Annotated in this window: 14 protein-coding genes; 12 read left to right on the top strand and 2 right to left on the bottom strand. The window is 69.4% G+C overall.

Going from position 1 to position 14,265, the window contains the following annotated elements:
- Positions 1-313 precede the first annotated feature (313 nt).
- From MUB56_RS10320 to MUB56_RS10285, 8 genes are all read left to right on the top strand, one after another.
- On the top strand, positions 314-1,039 hold the full coding sequence (locus MUB56_RS10320; protein ID WP_244931811.1) for a hypothetical protein: 726 nt from the start codon (positions 314-316) through the stop codon (positions 1,037-1,039).
- Positions 1,040-1,300: 261 nt separating this feature from the next.
- Complete coding sequence (locus MUB56_RS10315) at positions 1,301-2,029, top strand: hypothetical protein (RefSeq protein WP_244931810.1); 729 nt, start codon at positions 1,301-1,303, stop codon at positions 2,027-2,029.
- 57 nt (positions 2,030-2,086) lie between these two features.
- A complete protein-coding gene (locus MUB56_RS10310) occupies positions 2,087-4,009 on the top strand; it encodes an Ig-like domain repeat protein (protein ID WP_244931809.1) in 1,923 nt (640 codons plus the stop codon).
- A 102-nt stretch (positions 4,010-4,111) separates the two neighbouring features.
- On the top strand, positions 4,112-4,894 hold the full coding sequence (locus MUB56_RS10305) for a hypothetical protein (RefSeq protein WP_244931808.1): 783 nt from the start codon (positions 4,112-4,114) through the stop codon (positions 4,892-4,894).
- 5 nt (positions 4,895-4,899) lie between these two features.
- Positions 4,900-6,852: a hypothetical protein gene (locus MUB56_RS10300; RefSeq protein WP_244931807.1), complete on the top strand. Its 1,953-nt coding sequence runs from the start codon at positions 4,900-4,902 to the stop codon at positions 6,850-6,852.
- 162 nt (positions 6,853-7,014) lie between these two features.
- Complete coding sequence (locus MUB56_RS10295; protein WP_244931806.1) at positions 7,015-8,286, top strand: hypothetical protein; 1,272 nt, start codon at positions 7,015-7,017, stop codon at positions 8,284-8,286.
- Positions 8,287-8,486: 200 nt separating this feature from the next.
- Complete coding sequence (locus MUB56_RS10290) at positions 8,487-9,749, top strand: helix-turn-helix domain-containing protein (protein WP_244931805.1); 1,263 nt, start codon at positions 8,487-8,489, stop codon at positions 9,747-9,749.
- Complete coding sequence (locus MUB56_RS10285) at positions 9,746-10,882, top strand: HAD family hydrolase (RefSeq protein WP_244931804.1); 1,137 nt, start codon at positions 9,746-9,748, stop codon at positions 10,880-10,882. Before MUB56_RS10290 ends, MUB56_RS10285 begins: the two co-directional genes overlap by 4 nt.
- Before the next feature lie 275 nt (positions 10,883-11,157).
- Here MUB56_RS10285 and MUB56_RS10280 read toward each other — a convergent pair whose 3' ends face one another.
- Positions 11,158-11,439: a helix-turn-helix transcriptional regulator gene (locus MUB56_RS10280; RefSeq protein WP_244931803.1), complete on the bottom strand. Its 282-nt coding sequence runs from the start codon at positions 11,437-11,439 to the stop codon at positions 11,158-11,160.
- A 156-nt stretch (positions 11,440-11,595) separates the two neighbouring features.
- Between MUB56_RS10280 and MUB56_RS10275 the strand changes: the two genes are divergently transcribed.
- From MUB56_RS10275 to MUB56_RS10260, 4 genes are all read left to right on the top strand, one after another.
- Positions 11,596-11,958, top strand: coding sequence for a hypothetical protein (locus MUB56_RS10275; RefSeq protein WP_244931802.1), 363 nt, complete (start codon positions 11,596-11,598; stop codon positions 11,956-11,958).
- Between the two features lie 43 nt (positions 11,959-12,001).
- Positions 12,002-12,373 carry a thioredoxin domain-containing protein gene (locus tag MUB56_RS10270; RefSeq protein WP_244931801.1) on the top strand — a complete coding sequence of 124 codons (372 nt, stop codon included), beginning with the start codon at positions 12,002-12,004 and terminating at the stop codon, positions 12,371-12,373.
- 85 nt (positions 12,374-12,458) lie between these two features.
- Positions 12,459-12,728: a hypothetical protein gene (locus tag MUB56_RS10265; protein ID WP_244931800.1), complete on the top strand. Its 270-nt coding sequence runs from the start codon at positions 12,459-12,461 to the stop codon at positions 12,726-12,728.
- 434 nt (positions 12,729-13,162) lie between these two features.
- Positions 13,163-13,882 carry an Abi family protein gene (locus MUB56_RS10260; protein ID WP_244931799.1) on the top strand — a complete coding sequence of 240 codons (720 nt, stop codon included), beginning with the start codon at positions 13,163-13,165 and terminating at the stop codon, positions 13,880-13,882.
- A 144-nt stretch (positions 13,883-14,026) separates the two neighbouring features.
- On the opposite strand, the gene MUB56_RS10255 is transcribed toward MUB56_RS10260, so the two are convergent.
- Positions 14,027-14,260 carry a hypothetical protein gene (locus tag MUB56_RS10255; protein WP_244931798.1) on the bottom strand — a complete coding sequence of 78 codons (234 nt, stop codon included), beginning with the start codon at positions 14,258-14,260 and terminating at the stop codon, positions 14,027-14,029.
- Positions 14,261-14,265: the final 5 nt, after the last annotated feature.

The following is a 14,265-nucleotide window of genomic DNA, read 5'->3' as shown; positions in this document are numbered from 1 at the left end:
CACAACCCATGACGTGACTGAGACCACACCGTAGGCGCGACTCCACCGCGCACAGCCCCCAGCGCAAGAACCGGTCAGAACAAGGGGGAAAACTTGTCACCGCGCTGACGACAAATCGCGCGATCGCCCCCAGCGCCCTGTCCCCTTAGCCCACCGCAACCTCGATCCGCAACCCATCTGCCTGGATCTGACGAAAATCGACGAAGCAGCATCTCGAACCCCCATGACCCTGGCGGACAGCGTGCCCGCCGCAACATCCTGCGTCCAGGTGCCAGACCGGGCACCGTTCACCTGAATCAAGGGAGCAACCCCCATGCATCTGCGCAAGGTACTCACCCTCAGCGCCGCCGTCCTGGCAGCCAGCGTCATGACCCTGGGCTCCGGCATCGCCCAGGCCACCACCCCGCACGGCCCGGTGGCCGGCGTCGAGGTCAACGGCAGCAAGGCGGCCGGCTCCGTGCCCGTCGACGGCAGCTACAAGTCCGGCACCGCCACCTTCGCCGGTGTCACCGTCGGCTGCCTCAGCGGCGGCATGAGCGGCGTCGTCAACCGCGGCCCGAACGCCGCTGGACCGCACTTCGTCTTCGACGAGCTCGACCTCACCTGCGACTCGCCCCTGGGCGAGGACGCGGTCATGTCGCTGAAGGACACCGCAGCCTGCAACATCAACACGATCATGGCCGGCACGGTCCACGACACCGTCGCCGTCGACACCGGCGCCCTGGGCGGCGACCCGTCCCGGGTGCCTGGAGTCGCTACGGTTCCCAGCAAGTGTGTTGAGGTCTCCGCGCTGAGCGGCTGCCGGTTCCAGGTCGACGGCACGATCGCCATCGAGTTCGACGAGGCCATCAAGACCACCAGTGGCGTCCGGTCCCAGAACATCCACCTCAACGGCAACAACCTGCGCACCCGCAACCCGAACTTCTTCTGCTTCGGCCTGATCTCGAACGGCGGTGTCATCACCCTGAACAACATCATCATGAACCTCCGGGTGACCGCCGGGACCGACGCGGTCCGCGGCATCAACATCTACAACTGACCCAACCCGCACACCCCGGTGGCCCGGCGACAGACAACTGTCGCCGGGCCACCGGCACGTTCGGAGCCTCAGGCAACACCGCGGGTTCGACCACGAATGATCCCAGGAGCCAGAGGGGTGGATCCCCTTTGCATCGTCAGCGTGACGATCCGCTTCCAGAGTCCCGCGATCCACCAGCCGGGCGGACGACCGCTGCGCCCCAAGATCCTGCGCCCAGGCACCCATCGGGATCTATCCACCCGATTCAAGGGAGTAACCCCCATGCACCTGCGCACGGTACTCACCCTCAGCGCCGCCGTCCTGGCAGCCAGCGTCATGACCCTCGGCTCCACCATCGCCCAGGCCACCACCCCGCACGGCCCGATCGCCGGCGTCGAGGTCAACGGCAGCAAGACCACCGGTGCCGTGCCCGTCCACAGCAGCTACAAGTCCGGCACCACAACCTTCGCCGGCGTCACCATAGGCTGCCTCAGCGGCGGCATGAGCGGCGTCGTCAACCGCGGCCCCAACGCTGCCGGGCCGCACTTCGTCTTCGACGAGCTCGACCTCACCTGCGACTCGCCCCTGGGCGAGGACGTTGTCGTGTCGCTGAAGGACACCGCCGCCTGCAACATCAACACGATCATGGCGCACGCCACGGTCCACGACACGATCGCCGTCGACACCGACGCCCTGGGCGGCGACCCGTCCCGGGTGCCCGGAACCGCGACGGTTCCCAGCAAGTGTGTCGAGGTGACCAATCTGAGCGGCTGCCGGTACCAGGTCGACGGCACGATCGCCATCGAGTTCGACGAGGCCATCAAGACCACCGGCGGCGTCCGGTCCCAGAACATCCACCTCAACGGCAACAACCTGCGCACCCGCAACCCGAACTTCTTCTGCTTCGGCCTGATCTCGAACGGCGGTGTCATCACCCTCAACAACATCATCATGAACCTCCGGGTGACCGCCGGGACCGACGCGGTCCGCGGCATCAACATCTACAACTGACCACGGACCTAGGCATGGCGGAGCAGGCCGCCATGCAGTTGCAGACCCGCCGACGTTGTGAGCGGCATCACAACTTTTGACCTCTTCTGGACCGAGTTCGCTCCGAACGTCCCCGCGGGCCCGGACCGGACAGCAAGATCGGCGCTTACCTGGGAGGGATCCGCCTCCTACGACCTGGGAGAACAAACCATGCGATTGCGCACCCTACTGGCCGCTACGGTGACCAGCGCCCTAGCCGTCGGAGCGATCAGCGCTCCTGCGCTGGCCACCAGCGTCCCGAGTCCGGCTGCGGCCGGTGCCCTCACGACCTGGGGCTCCACCACCAGCCCCCTCGGCGGCGCGGCGATCCCGATCCCCGTAGACCTGACGGCGCCGGTGGTCTCCGTCGCTGCCAGCAACAGGTCCACCGGGGTGGTCACCCTCGACGGCCACGTGCGGGTGTGGGGGGGCGCCGGCGCAGCCGAGGCGGAACAGGTCCCTGCCGGCATCACCGACGCGGCCGCGATCTCCCTCGCCATCGGCTACGGCGCTGTCCTTCACAACGACGGCCGGGTCACCGCTTGGGGCGCCGATTCCCCTCCCGTGAGCGAGGTTCCGACGGACCTGCGCGCCAAGGCGGTGACGGTTCAGAACGGCACCGGCATTGCCGTACGCACCGATGGCACGCTCACGAACTGGGGCGCTGCACCCAGCTTCACGATGCCGACCGGACTCACCAATCTGGTCGACGTGTCTGCCGCCAACACTCACGCCCTCGCCCTGAGCGCGGACGGCACCGTCACCGCGTGGGGCAGCGGCCCCGCCAGCGTGCTGCCCGACTTCGGCGGGAAGAAGGTCGCCAAGATCACCACCAATCTCTCGCGTAGCGGTGTCGTCTTCGAGGACGGCACGATCGCGATCTGGGGTGCGGGGACCCTGCCCCCCAACCCGCCGGACTTCAACGGACTCACCCCGGCCACGAAGGTCGTCAGCCTCGGCGTGTGGGCAAACGCCGCCGCCGTCACCGCCGATGGCAAGGTCCACGCCTGGGGAACGAACACAGATGTGGCCGTCGTTCCGAGTTCCCTCGACGGGAAGCCGGCCGCAGCCGTCGCGATGGGCCAATTCCACGCGGCTGCCATCGTGACCACCTTCCGCGATCTGACGAAGCCAATCGTCGCGGGCCAGCCCAAGGTCGGCCAGACGCTGACCGCCACGCCTGCCACGTTCTCGCTCACGCCCGACGAGCAGGCCACCGGTCAGTGGTACGCCGGCGAGGACGCCATCGAGGGAGCGACGGACACAACGTTGGCGCTGAGCGCAGCACAGCTCGGCAAGTCGATCAGCTACCGCACCACCGCCACCCGCGACGAGGACACCGTCACCTCCGACTCCGAGCCGGTCGGCCCGGTTACGCCGGCCACGGTCGCGTCAACGACGAACCTCAGCGTCAGCCCGGCGACGGGTGCCGTCGGCACGGCGCGCACCGTGACCGCGACCGTCTCCTCGACCGGCGGCAATCCCACCGGCACGGTGACCTTCACAGGGGTCGGCGGCAACGTCACCCAGCCGCTCGCGGGGGGCAAGGCAACCTGGACGCTCCCGGCAACTCTGGCAGCTGGCCAGCACTCCATCACCGCCGCGTACAGCGGTGACAGCAACACCGACCCGTCTACCTCCGCGGCCCTCGCGGTGGCCGTCGCCAAAGCGGGCGCGAAGGCCAAGGCGAAGGCCAAGGCCACCGGCAAGACCAAGAAGGTAGCCAAGAAGGTCACGATCACCGTCACTGTGAAGACCCCCAACGGCGTCTCCCCGGCCGGCAAGGTGACCGTGACCCTCAAGGGCAAGACCAAGAAGAAGGTCACCGTCAAGGTCAACGCCAAGGGCAAGGCCACGGCGACCTTCAAGAAGGTCAAGCGCGGCAAGTACACCGCCACTGTGAAGTACGCCGGCAACGCCAACGTGAAGGCAGCCACCGGCAAGGCGAAGTTCAGGGCCTGACCTACAACAGAACCGGCCGTGGCCGGGGTTCACCTCGTGGTGGGCCTCGGCCACGGTGCCTTGCAGGTGAGATGAGACGGTAACCAGCCAACAGGAGACACGATGACCACCCCCCTGCTGCGACGACTGGCCGCGGTGCTGACCGCCGTCGTCCTCGGCTCCGTCGGCGTGCTCTGCGCCCTCCTGCTGCCCACCTCGGCCGCTCCCGGAGACCTTGTCTCGAGTGCACCTGCTCCCGGCACGGACGCCGAGGAACGGTTCCGCGCCGTGGGGGACGGGTCGCTCACCGAGACCGCGCCACGCCTGCGCGCACCCCACGAGCCGCTGAGCAGCGCCGAACGCGGCTACGCCTACCACCTCGCGCGCGCGGCCGTGCCCGAGACCACTCGCGACGTCCGTGGTGAGTCCGGCGGCGAACTGATCTCCGCCGACCTCCCTCCCCTGTCGGAGCGCACCTCAGACCGTCGGGTCGCCGTCACGCTCTACGATTACGCCTCGGACGAGCTCCACCAGCTGCTGATCGACCTGACCCACGACGCGGTGGTGCGGCGTCAAGCCACTCAAGGGCTTCAGCTGCCTCCGACCCAGGCCGAGACCGCCACCGCGCTCGAGCTGGCCATCACCGCCAGGCCGACCCCGGCCTTCGTCAGCCAGTACCGCCAGCTGAACGGCGTCCCCATCCTCAACCCCGGCCAGGTCTCCGCCGTGGCCGGGGTCTGGCGCCCCGTCGACGAAGGCCCTCCCGCGCCCGCAACCCAGGTATGCGGCCTGCACCGGTGCGTGCAGCTGCTGGTCGCCCTGCCGACCGGCGAGTACCTCGACACCCAGGACTTCGTCGTCGACCTCAGCACGCGGACCGTGCTCCGCATCGAGCGGGAGCAGTAGAGAACATGAACACCGACCACCGACACAGGCCGCTCCAACGCCTCCTCGCGCTCGCCGTGGCCCTCGCCGGCCCGCTAGCCGTCGTCTCTCCGGCTGGCTCCGCTGCGGTGAACGCCGCGACCGACGAGCCAGGACTCGGCTGCGGCTCTTCCGAGGTCACCCACACTCTCGACTCCGGCTCGGCCTGGCGGATGTGCGCCCGGATCGATCCGATGAAGGGTCTCGTCCTCGAGCAGGTGCAGTTCCGGCCTGCCAGCGGCGCCCGTGAGTACGACGGCTGGCTTCCCGTCATCGACTCGCTGTACCTGGCTCAGCTCGTCGTGCCCTACGACAGCGGCCATTGGGCCTACAACGACGTCACCGGCTTCGGCTTCGGCGACTATCAGCTGCTGGCCCAGAACGAGAAGCTGTGCCCCGGGAGCACCATGCCGGTCGAGCAGGCCTTCATGTTCGGTCCTCAGCTGCTCCAGCGGACGATCCCGGGCATCTGCCTGACCGAGTTGGCGAGCGGCCTAGGCTGGGCCAGCCACGGATCCAACGACTCCAGATCGGACAGCTACATCCAACAGGGCCGGTCCCTCGAGATCTCGTCCATGACCAAGATCAGCTGGTACGAGTACCAGCAGAAGATCACGCTCAGCGACCAGGGCACGATCACCGTCGGGCTGGGGGCCACCGGCGACCTGGCGCCCTCGGACTTCTTCTTCCTCGAGGACCCCAGCACGGGCTGGCCGATCGGTGAGGAGCCAGAGGACTCCATTAACTACGCCACGTCGCACTGGCACAACGCCGTCTATCGCGTCGACTTCGGCATCGGCGCGGGCGAGCAGCAGGTCGAGCAGTGGGACTACATTCAGCCCGACCCGCTCCAGCCGGCTCGTGTCGAAGGAGTCGGGACGATCCGCACCGACGCGTTCCACGCCCCCGAAGACGCCGACCCCCAGACCTGGTGGCGGGTCCTGAACCCGACCTGGCTGAATCCCGACGGGCATCCGCGCTCCTACGAGATCGTCAACGACGCGATCCAGAACCCCTACGACCCGCTGACGCGCCCACAGGTCAGCTTCACCAACGACCACGCGTGTCAGGAGTACGCCTCCGACAACCTCAATGCCGGGTGCCCCGGGCTGGCTGTCCCGGACTACGTGGCGGCCGAGACCGAGCCGCTGACCGACCCCGTCGCCTGGGTGAACGTCGGCTTCCACCACATCGCCCGCGACGAGGACCAGTCCCCGATGCCGGCGCACTGGCAGGAGTTCTCGCTCGCGCCCCGCGACTTCCTCACCAGGCAGGCCACCACCCCGCCAGAGCGCTCCTGCGTCAACGGCGGTCCCGTAACGGAGGGTGGCTCCTGCGCGGCTGTCAACGTGGTCGCACCTCGGATCACTACCGAGTCCCCGGCCGTGACGATGGGGACAATCTTAAGCAGCGATCGGGGCACCTGGCGGGTGACCCGATCTCCCCTGGCCTTCCATCGGCAGTGGCTGCGTGATGGTCAGCCGATCACCGGCTCCAACGGGGTTGACCACACCGTCACCGCCGCTGATCTGGGCCGTCGCCTCAGCGTGAGGGTCGACGCCAGTGCCTTTCAGGTCATCCCCGGCTCCGCGACCTCGGCCGAGCTGCTGATCCCGAGCGGCAGCAGCCCGTCGACCTCGCCCACCGCCCAGCCGCCGACGCGGATCACCCCCACCCTGACCCTCACCCAGCCCACCAAGGGCCAGCCTCGGCTGAGGATCCGTGTGCGGGGCAAGGCCGGTGTCGGCACCGGCACCCTGGTGGTGCGCGGTCCGGGTGGCTGGAGGAGCACCCGGACGCTCAGCAAGGGCACGGTGGTCGTGCGCGTCCCGAGGGCGCTGGCCGCCAGCAGGGCCCGGCTGGTGGTCCGCTACCGCGGCGACGCGTCGTACCTGCCGGCCCAGAAGCGGACCCGGATCACCCGTGGCCACGTCAGGTGAATCTTGTCACCTAGGTGAGCAAATTCGTGATTTGGCTCACACAATTTCTCCAAAGTGCGTGACGTAGCGGGCGCTTGGGCGTGGAGTGTCTCTCGGCGGTCGACGCATCGTCGGACGCGTAGGCGACCGAGGCGCAGACCGCTCTCTGGACAAGGAGTCGCGATGTCCCAATCCCGGCCGGCCGAACACCCGAGGGTGCAGGAGCTGCGCAAGCGGCTTGCGCTGGACCGCCTCGCACCAGGGGTGGGCGCGGCCCTGCTCACGTCCTCGACCGATCACCAGAACCGTGCGCTGCGACAGCTGGGCCGGGTGCTGACCGACCCGCTCAGTCCCGGCGCCGGGAAGCTGATCCGGCACACCGTCTGCGTGATGGTCTACGACTTCGCGGCCCTCGCGGCCAACCAGGGCCTCCACCACCCCCCGGCCGCCGACCTGCTCAGGCGGGCCGGCGAGGCCGAGGCCAGGTCGCTGCTCCGGGCCGGGACGACCGAAGGGCTGCTGGCGGTCGTCGCCACGGCCATCCGGGAGCAGATCGCCCGCAACCCCGTCCTCGCGGTGCACACGGTCGCGCTGCACACGTCGCTGCGGCGGTACCTGGACCACCTGCAGCAAGCTGTCCCCAGCAGCCGACCGGCCCAGCCGCCGGCGCCTCCCCTGCCGGCTGCGAACGAGCGTCCCGACAACGTGGCGTCGTTCCTCTACCACGATCTGGTGCAGCACTTCGGCGCCCGGGTCCAGCAGGCCTGCGTGACCGTGCAGATCCCCGCCACCAAGCCGGACCCCACGACCGCGACCACGACCGCGACCACCCCGGGATCGAACCGGGTCGAGGGGGCCTACCTCGAGGCGACCGACCACGTCGCGTTCCTGCACCCGACCGCCTTCCTCCCGACACCCACCGAGGGGTCCGACCCGTCAGCGGTCGCGCTCCAGGTCGGCCCGGTGCCCGTCCAGGAGCTCGTGCGCGCCTACCAGTCGGCGGTGCTGCTCGCCCGGATGATCCACCTGGGGTGGGCGCACCCGCCCGGCCCCATCCAGTGTCACCCGCACGCCCAGGCCGACTTCCCCCTCAGCCTGCTGGAGGAGCTCGCCCCGCACCTGCAGCCGCTGCTGACGGCACCGTTGCCGCACCGGATCGAGCTGGCGCGCACCCTTCGTCGCATGCTGGTGAAGCCCGGCACGATGCAGCAGCACGCGAAGGCCCTGTGCATCTCGACCTCCACCCTGCGCCAGCGCCTGGAGCCGCTCCAGCCGATCCTGGGACAGAACGGGCCGCCGCCGAGCCAGCTGATCGCCCTCGCGACGATCCTGCCGGCGCTGGACTTCCTGTGGAAGGCAGAGCTGAACCACAACGCCCCTGCGACGGGAACCCACATCGAGATCGTCGTCACCTTCGAACCGCCACCGACCCCTCCTCCGCGGGACGTCCCATGAACGAGCCACGGCCCCGCTGACGTGACGTGGCCGATCGCGTCCAGCAGGTACGCCGGCGACCTCGGCCGGGCAGCGCGTCGTACTGCCGACCACCCCGCCGAGAAGCTCCGAGGTCCATGAACGACGAGAGGCCCCATGATCGAGAAGCCGACGAGGATCCAGGTGCTGCCGCAGCACTCGACCCGAGCGGCCTCTCAGCCATGACGGACGGTCCCGCCCTGGCCCCCGAGCCGATCAGGTCCGTCCACAGCCAGCCGTTCCGTGCGCTGCTGCTGCAGATGGTCGAGCCCATCGTCGACCAGATCCGCGCGGAGGTCCCGGCGTACGCCGGAGCGGCCGGCGGGCGGCGGCACCAGCTGATGATCATGGCGGCCAACGCCGCCATCCGCGCGCACCTCGACACCTCCGGGCAGCACGACTCCACCCAGCGCAAGGTGGACGAGCTGTTCCGCCGGATGGGCTGGGGCGAGGCCCAGGACGGCAACCCGACCGACAACCTCGAAGCGGCGTTCGCGGTGGGCGGGCGAGCCACTTGGGAGCGCCTCGCCGACTACGCCGTGGCCCAGGGATTCACCGCCAAGGCCCTGCGCGACGTGTCCCACGAGCTCGCCGACCTCAACGACCACCTGCGGGCCGAGCTGCTGGCCGGGCACGAGCTCCGGACGGGACGACCGCAGGAGGTGGAGCGCGCCCGTCACGAGCTCCTCGGCCTCTTCCGCAACACCACCGCCGGTCGGGTCTCGCCCCTGGCTCCCCTGGGCGTCGACCTCGGCCGGCTCTCCGAGCTCGCCGAACGCGCCCAGTGGCCGATCCCGGAGCGGGCGGTGGCCCTCGCGGTCTCCTTCCACGGCGAATGCCCGGCGGTCTCGCAGCGACCCGAGGTGCTGTGGATGCGGGACGAGAGCCGGCTTCACATCGTGTGCGCGGCCCGGTTCGCCCAGGAGCTGGCCGACGGGTTCGTGCGATCCGGCAGCGATCGACGCGTGGCGATCAGCGCGCCGGTCCCGCCGGTGGAGGCGGGCACCGCGCTGCTGTGGGCCGTCAGGGCACTCGACCTGGTCCAGGCGGGGGCCATTCCGGCGACGCCGGTGGTGCGCTGCGAGGACCACCTCACCCAGCTGTGGCTGCACGCGGAGCCCGCGATGCGCAAGCGACTGTGCCAGGAGCTGCTCGAGCCGTTGCTGGCCGAGCCGCCCAACTCCCGGGAGATCCTCTCCGAGACCCTGCTGGTCTGGCTGGAGTCCCGGGAGAGTGCTCCGGCCATCGCCTCCCGCCTCGACGTGCACCCCCAGACCATCCGCTACCGGTGGCGGCGGATCAACGAGCTGTTCGGCGACGCGCTGCGCAGCCCGGACTTCATGGTCCAGCTGACGCTGGTGCTCAAGGCGAGTGTCCCGATGTGGAAGGGCGGCGACCAGAGCGACTTCGAGCTGTTCCGGGACACCAGGGATGTCGCCGAATGATCGCCGCCAGACTCCTGATGCCGACCACGGTGCTGGGCGTGGACCTGGCCGGCTCCGGGGCAACCTGGGCCGGGTGGGAGGCCGCCGGGCACAACGGCCTCTCGCCGGCCCTGTCGGTGCTGCTGCTCGCGGCTCCGGTGGGGCTGGTGGCGGCCTACTGGCTGCCCGAGTGGCAGGCTCGCCGAGTCGGGCACGAGCTCGGGGTGCGCGCGATCGCTCCGGGGGCACCGGAGCTGTGGCAGCGAGTGCGCCGCCTGATCCTGGATCCGCACACCAGCCTGACGACGGGGCGGCTCGTCGTGACCGGCGTCCAGGCCGTCGACCCCGACCACGACCGCAACCTGCGTTGGTTCGCCGGAGCCCTGGCGCACTCGTACGACGACCCGGTGGGGCACGCCGTGGCGAAGCTCGCCGTGCGGGGCAGGGTGACGGACGTCGTCCAGGCTCCCGGCCTCGGCATCCGCGGCTGGGTCGACCAGCACCCGGTGCGCGTCGGCGAGCCGGAGTGGATCGGCCACGACCAGGCCCAGGAGCAGGCGCAGGTCGGCACCACGGTGGCCGTCGAGGTGGACCAGCGCCCGCTCGGCCGGATCACCCTCGCCGAGGAGGTGCGCGCCGATGCCGCCGGGCAGCTCGGGCGGCTGCGCAGCATCGGAGTGACCCCGGTGCTCGCCTCACCCAGCAGCGAGGAGGCCGTCGCCCGGTTGGCTCGTCTCTCCACGAGCCCGGCGTGGCAGTCCGAGACCGACCCGATCCGACTCGCGCAGGAGCTGGCCATCACCGGGGAAGCGGCCGGGCTGGTGCGGGTCGAGGCCGACGGGTCGGTCACGCTGGTCGTGGTGGAGTGCGATCCACCGGGCCTGGTCCAGCACCGCAGGACCACCTCCCTGACGGGCGCAACGGTCGACTGCCTGGCGCACGCGCTGACCCTGATCTTCTCCGTGGGCCGAGCCCGCAGACGCGCGGTCATCAGCACCGGGGTGCTGATGCTGCTCGCCGTTCCGTTCGCCGTCCTGGGGTTCGTCCCACCCGTGGCCGCGCTGGCCATCGCCGGCCTCAGCTGGCTCGCGGTCGCCGCCATCGCGCTGGGCGGCTTCCCGAAGAACCTCGGGTCGGAGGACCCCGAGGCCTGAGGTCACTGTTGTTCTCCTGCCACCTCTTTTGTCACCCACATCGCAACTTCGCACCCGTGCTCGGACCGACCGCCCACATCCCCTTGTCCCCATCGTTGCGGCATGGGTGAATCTGCCCCGGGGGGAACGTTCGCGGGGTCTATATCCCTCCCTTAGCTCCGCGAACGGCACTCGGGATCGGCCGGTCTCTCTCGCGCGAGGCCGGCCGATCTCAGCGGTCCCCGGGAGCGTGCGCCCCGGGGCCCGCTCTCCGGCGTCAGTGGCCGTCAGGGCCGTCAGCGGCCTCCGGTGACGTCCGGCAACGTCGACGGCAGCAACTCGGTGAGCGGCACGTCGAGGACCTGACTGAGCGCGACGAGCGTCTTCAGCTGCGGGTTCAACGGCTGGCCGGGCCGCGACTCACCCTTCTCGTACTTCTGATAGGTGAAGCCCGTGATGCCGGCCATGTGCGCCACCCGCTCCTGGCTCAACCCCTTGGCGGCCCGTGCGCGGGCCAGGTGGTGTCCGACCTCCCGGGCGAACTCCTCCCAGGTCGGGGCCGATCGTCGTCGTGGCACCCGTCCAGCATCACTCGACAATGGTAGACAGATGACCATCTGGGTGTGGGAATTTCGAGCTGGCCGGGGTGGCTCTGTGGGGAAGTGGTGCAGGCCGGGTCGCACCGTCGGCGCCGCTTCCTATGGTCGTACTGCTTGCCACTGGAGGCCACGCCCATGACCCGACCCGACCACCAGCCCCCTCGGACCGACCCGACACCGAGCTGGCTGGTCGAGCCCTGTCCACCGTGGTGCGTGCGGGAGCATCGCGAGGACGACCACCCCGAGGACCGCTATCACCAGAGTCAGGCGTCGCACCTGCCGGTGGTCGCCGGCAGCACCGACACCATTCCGATGACCGACTCGCTCGAAGCGGTCGACGTGGTCGTCCGGAGGGGGCGCCACCTCGGTGAGGTCGTCGAATGGCTGGCGATCGAGTCCGACGACCTGCGGAGCCTGCGACTGCTGCTCACGGTCGAGTCGGCCACGGCGCTCACGTCGGCCCTCGCGGACCAGCTCGGCATCGACGAGCCGCCCTGAGCTGCGCGCGACCGCGGGCTCGCCCCCGTCGTACCGTTGTCGCATGGCCACGATCGAGCTGACCTCCGACAACTTCGCGACCCACGTCCAGCAGGACGCCATCCTCCTCGTCGACTTCTGGGCCGGCTGGTGCGGGCCGTGCCGACAGTTCGCGCCGACCTACGAAGCCGCCTCCGAGGCGAACCCCGACATCGTGTTCGGCTCGATCGACACCGAGGCGCAACAGGAGCTCGCTGCCGCCGCCGGCATCCAGTCCATCCCCACGCTGATGGCGTTCCGCGAGGGCGTGCTGGTCTTCTCCCAGCCCGGCGCACTGCCCGCCCCGGCGCTCGACCAGCTCATCGACGGCGTGCGCGGGCTCGACATGGCCGACGTGCACCGTCAGGTCGCCGAGCAGCAGGCCGACCAGGGCTGACTTCGCGGGGCGGTCAGCGAGGCCGGCAACAAAGTTGGAAGGAAGACCATGACGCGTCGCTCCGGTCCGGTTCGTCGAGCAACGTGTGTCCTCCGGCGCCCTGAACCGCGACACCCTGGACCTGCTGCGAAGCATGGACGCGGTCGCAGTCACCCACCACAACGAGATCGAGTGCTACCTGGTTGCGCCAGAGCGGAATCAGGACCTGATCGAGCGTGCCGAACAGGCCGACGATCGCGACAACCAATTCGCCTCCACCATCACACTTCTTCTGGCGGCGGCTCGCTCGGGATTCTCCGTTCCGGCCGATCTGCTCGAACGGGTCATGCCGGGTGTCGATCTCAACCAGCCGTAGCGTGATATCGCAGGCTTCACGGCGACCTTCCCTGTCCGGATAACAGCCGGTGAGCACGGGGACCCATCAAGCGTGCTCGGCTCTCTTATGTCGAGAGCGTCGTTGTGCCAGGTCGCGGCGATCCGAGCGAAGGCTCGTTGCGCGATGCAGGCGCAGACCCACCCAGGGGTTGCGACGCCAGCCACAGATCAGAGGACGCGACACTCATACCCTCGATGCGGTACAACTTCTGCCATCCAACCTGGCTAGGCCAGGAATGACTAAGCCCCGCGGTGCCTAACTCGACTCAGAGAGTCGGCCAGAGGGCCGTTGCCGCGGGGCGATATGCAGAGGCTATTCGAATGACTGAGGAAGTTCAAGCGGATGATCCACTCCCCGCACACCCTCCTGGCGCCGCTGCAGGCGCAGTGCGTCCGCCCGGTGGCACGGACGAGATGACCGTCGCAGATCCTCCACCCGAACTGTCGCAGGCCGCCGCCGAACTGTGGCTCAGCATCCCCCGCCTGAGCCGCTATCTCCGGGTCTGCGCCCAGGATCTCGACACCGCGCTGCGGCTCTACGCCTGGAACAGTGAGATCGCCGGGGCCGCGTTCACCGACACCTGTCACTTCGAGGTCGCGCTCCGAAACGTCTACGACCGGGAGCTCATCAAGCGCTACCCGAACTGGGCGATCGACCCCAGCAGTCGCCTCTTCCACCGCGAACAAGGCCACCCGCGAGCTCGAGAATGGCAGCGCAAGATGAACGAGCGCTCCCGCAGGGAGCTCGAGGCCGCCCGCAGTGGCCACGGCGCCCACCCCGCTCATGGGCAGGTCGTCGCCTCCCAGATGTTCGGCTTCTGGACGAAGATGACCGAGAAGGACCGAGCGGCCGTGTTCTGGAACCCGATGCTCTCGCGAGCATTCCCGGCGAAGACCAGCCGCAGCGAGATTCACGACCACGTAGCGCGCGTCAACAGGTTCCGCAACCGGCTCGCACACAACGAGCCCGTATTCTCGTCCCGCACAGGTCTTCTCGAGCGCCTCGATGACGTCCGACATGTCTTCGACCTCATCGCCCCCAGCGCTGCGGCCTGGGCCAGCACCCAGTCACGCGTCCCCGAGCTGGTCGCCGCGTGCCCCGTGCCAGGGCTCATCTCCCGCCCAAGCTCCTAGCCGCCCCTCGACAGCCCGACCCGAACCGGCGCAAGAGTGGCCACCACCCTCAGACGCTCCTAGACTGAGCGGCCGCCGAGGTCAGGGTTTCGAGGATCGCTTCGCTCGCACCTCGACCAGCGTCAGTCAGTCCCCCACCCAGCGTCAGCCGCCGTGGGGGCCGGGCTCGTCCTCATCGTCGACGGGGCCGAAGGCGCCGGCCTTGCGGTTGGCCTCGGTGCGCTTGAGCTGCTTGGTCAGCGCCCAGCCCAGCAGGCCGACCGCGATGGCCAGCCCGATGAACAAGGCGAAGCCGACCCAGCCGGCGACGACGTCGTTGTCCTCCGGGACAGGGTCGCTCGCCAGGAGCTGAGTGGTCAGGATGAACAGCTGCTGCATGGTCA

The organism is Nocardioides sp. W7 (assembly GCF_022919075.1).
GTDB lineage: Bacteria > Actinomycetota > Actinomycetes > Propionibacteriales > Nocardioidaceae > Nocardioides.
The sequence above is the reverse complement of the archived record's forward strand: the minus strand, read 5'-3'. Positions and strand labels throughout refer to the sequence as shown.

What these genes read in the sequence shown, in the direction of transcription:
- MUB56_RS10320 (WP_244931811.1), top strand. Translation starts at nt 314, where the DNA reads ATGCATCTGCGCAAGGTACTCACCCTCAGCGCCGCCGTCCTGGCAGCC.
- MUB56_RS10315 (WP_244931810.1), top strand. Translation starts at nt 1,301, where the DNA reads ATGCACCTGCGCACGGTACTCACCCTCAGCGCCGCCGTCCTGGCAGCC.
- MUB56_RS10305 (WP_244931808.1), top strand. Translation starts at nt 4,112, where the DNA reads ATGACCACCCCCCTGCTGCGACGACTGGCCGCGGTGCTGACCGCCGTC.
- MUB56_RS10300 (WP_244931807.1), top strand. Translation starts at nt 4,900, where the DNA reads ATGAACACCGACCACCGACACAGGCCGCTCCAACGCCTCCTCGCGCTC.
- MUB56_RS10295 (WP_244931806.1), top strand. Translation starts at nt 7,015, where the DNA reads ATGTCCCAATCCCGGCCGGCCGAACACCCGAGGGTGCAGGAGCTGCGC.
- MUB56_RS10290 (WP_244931805.1), top strand. Translation starts at nt 8,487, where the DNA reads ATGACGGACGGTCCCGCCCTGGCCCCCGAGCCGATCAGGTCCGTCCAC.
- MUB56_RS10285 (WP_244931804.1), top strand. Translation starts at nt 9,746, where the DNA reads ATGATCGCCGCCAGACTCCTGATGCCGACCACGGTGCTGGGCGTGGAC.
- MUB56_RS10275 (WP_244931802.1), top strand. Translation starts at nt 11,596, where the DNA reads ATGACCCGACCCGACCACCAGCCCCCTCGGACCGACCCGACACCGAGC.
- MUB56_RS10270 (WP_244931801.1), top strand. Translation starts at nt 12,002, where the DNA reads ATGGCCACGATCGAGCTGACCTCCGACAACTTCGCGACCCACGTCCAG.
- MUB56_RS10260 (WP_244931799.1), top strand. Translation starts at nt 13,163, where the DNA reads ATGACCGTCGCAGATCCTCCACCCGAACTGTCGCAGGCCGCCGCCGAA.
- MUB56_RS10255 (WP_244931798.1), bottom strand. Translation starts at nt 14,260, where the DNA reads ATGCAGCAGCTGTTCATCCTGACCACTCAGCTCCTGGCGAGCGACCCT.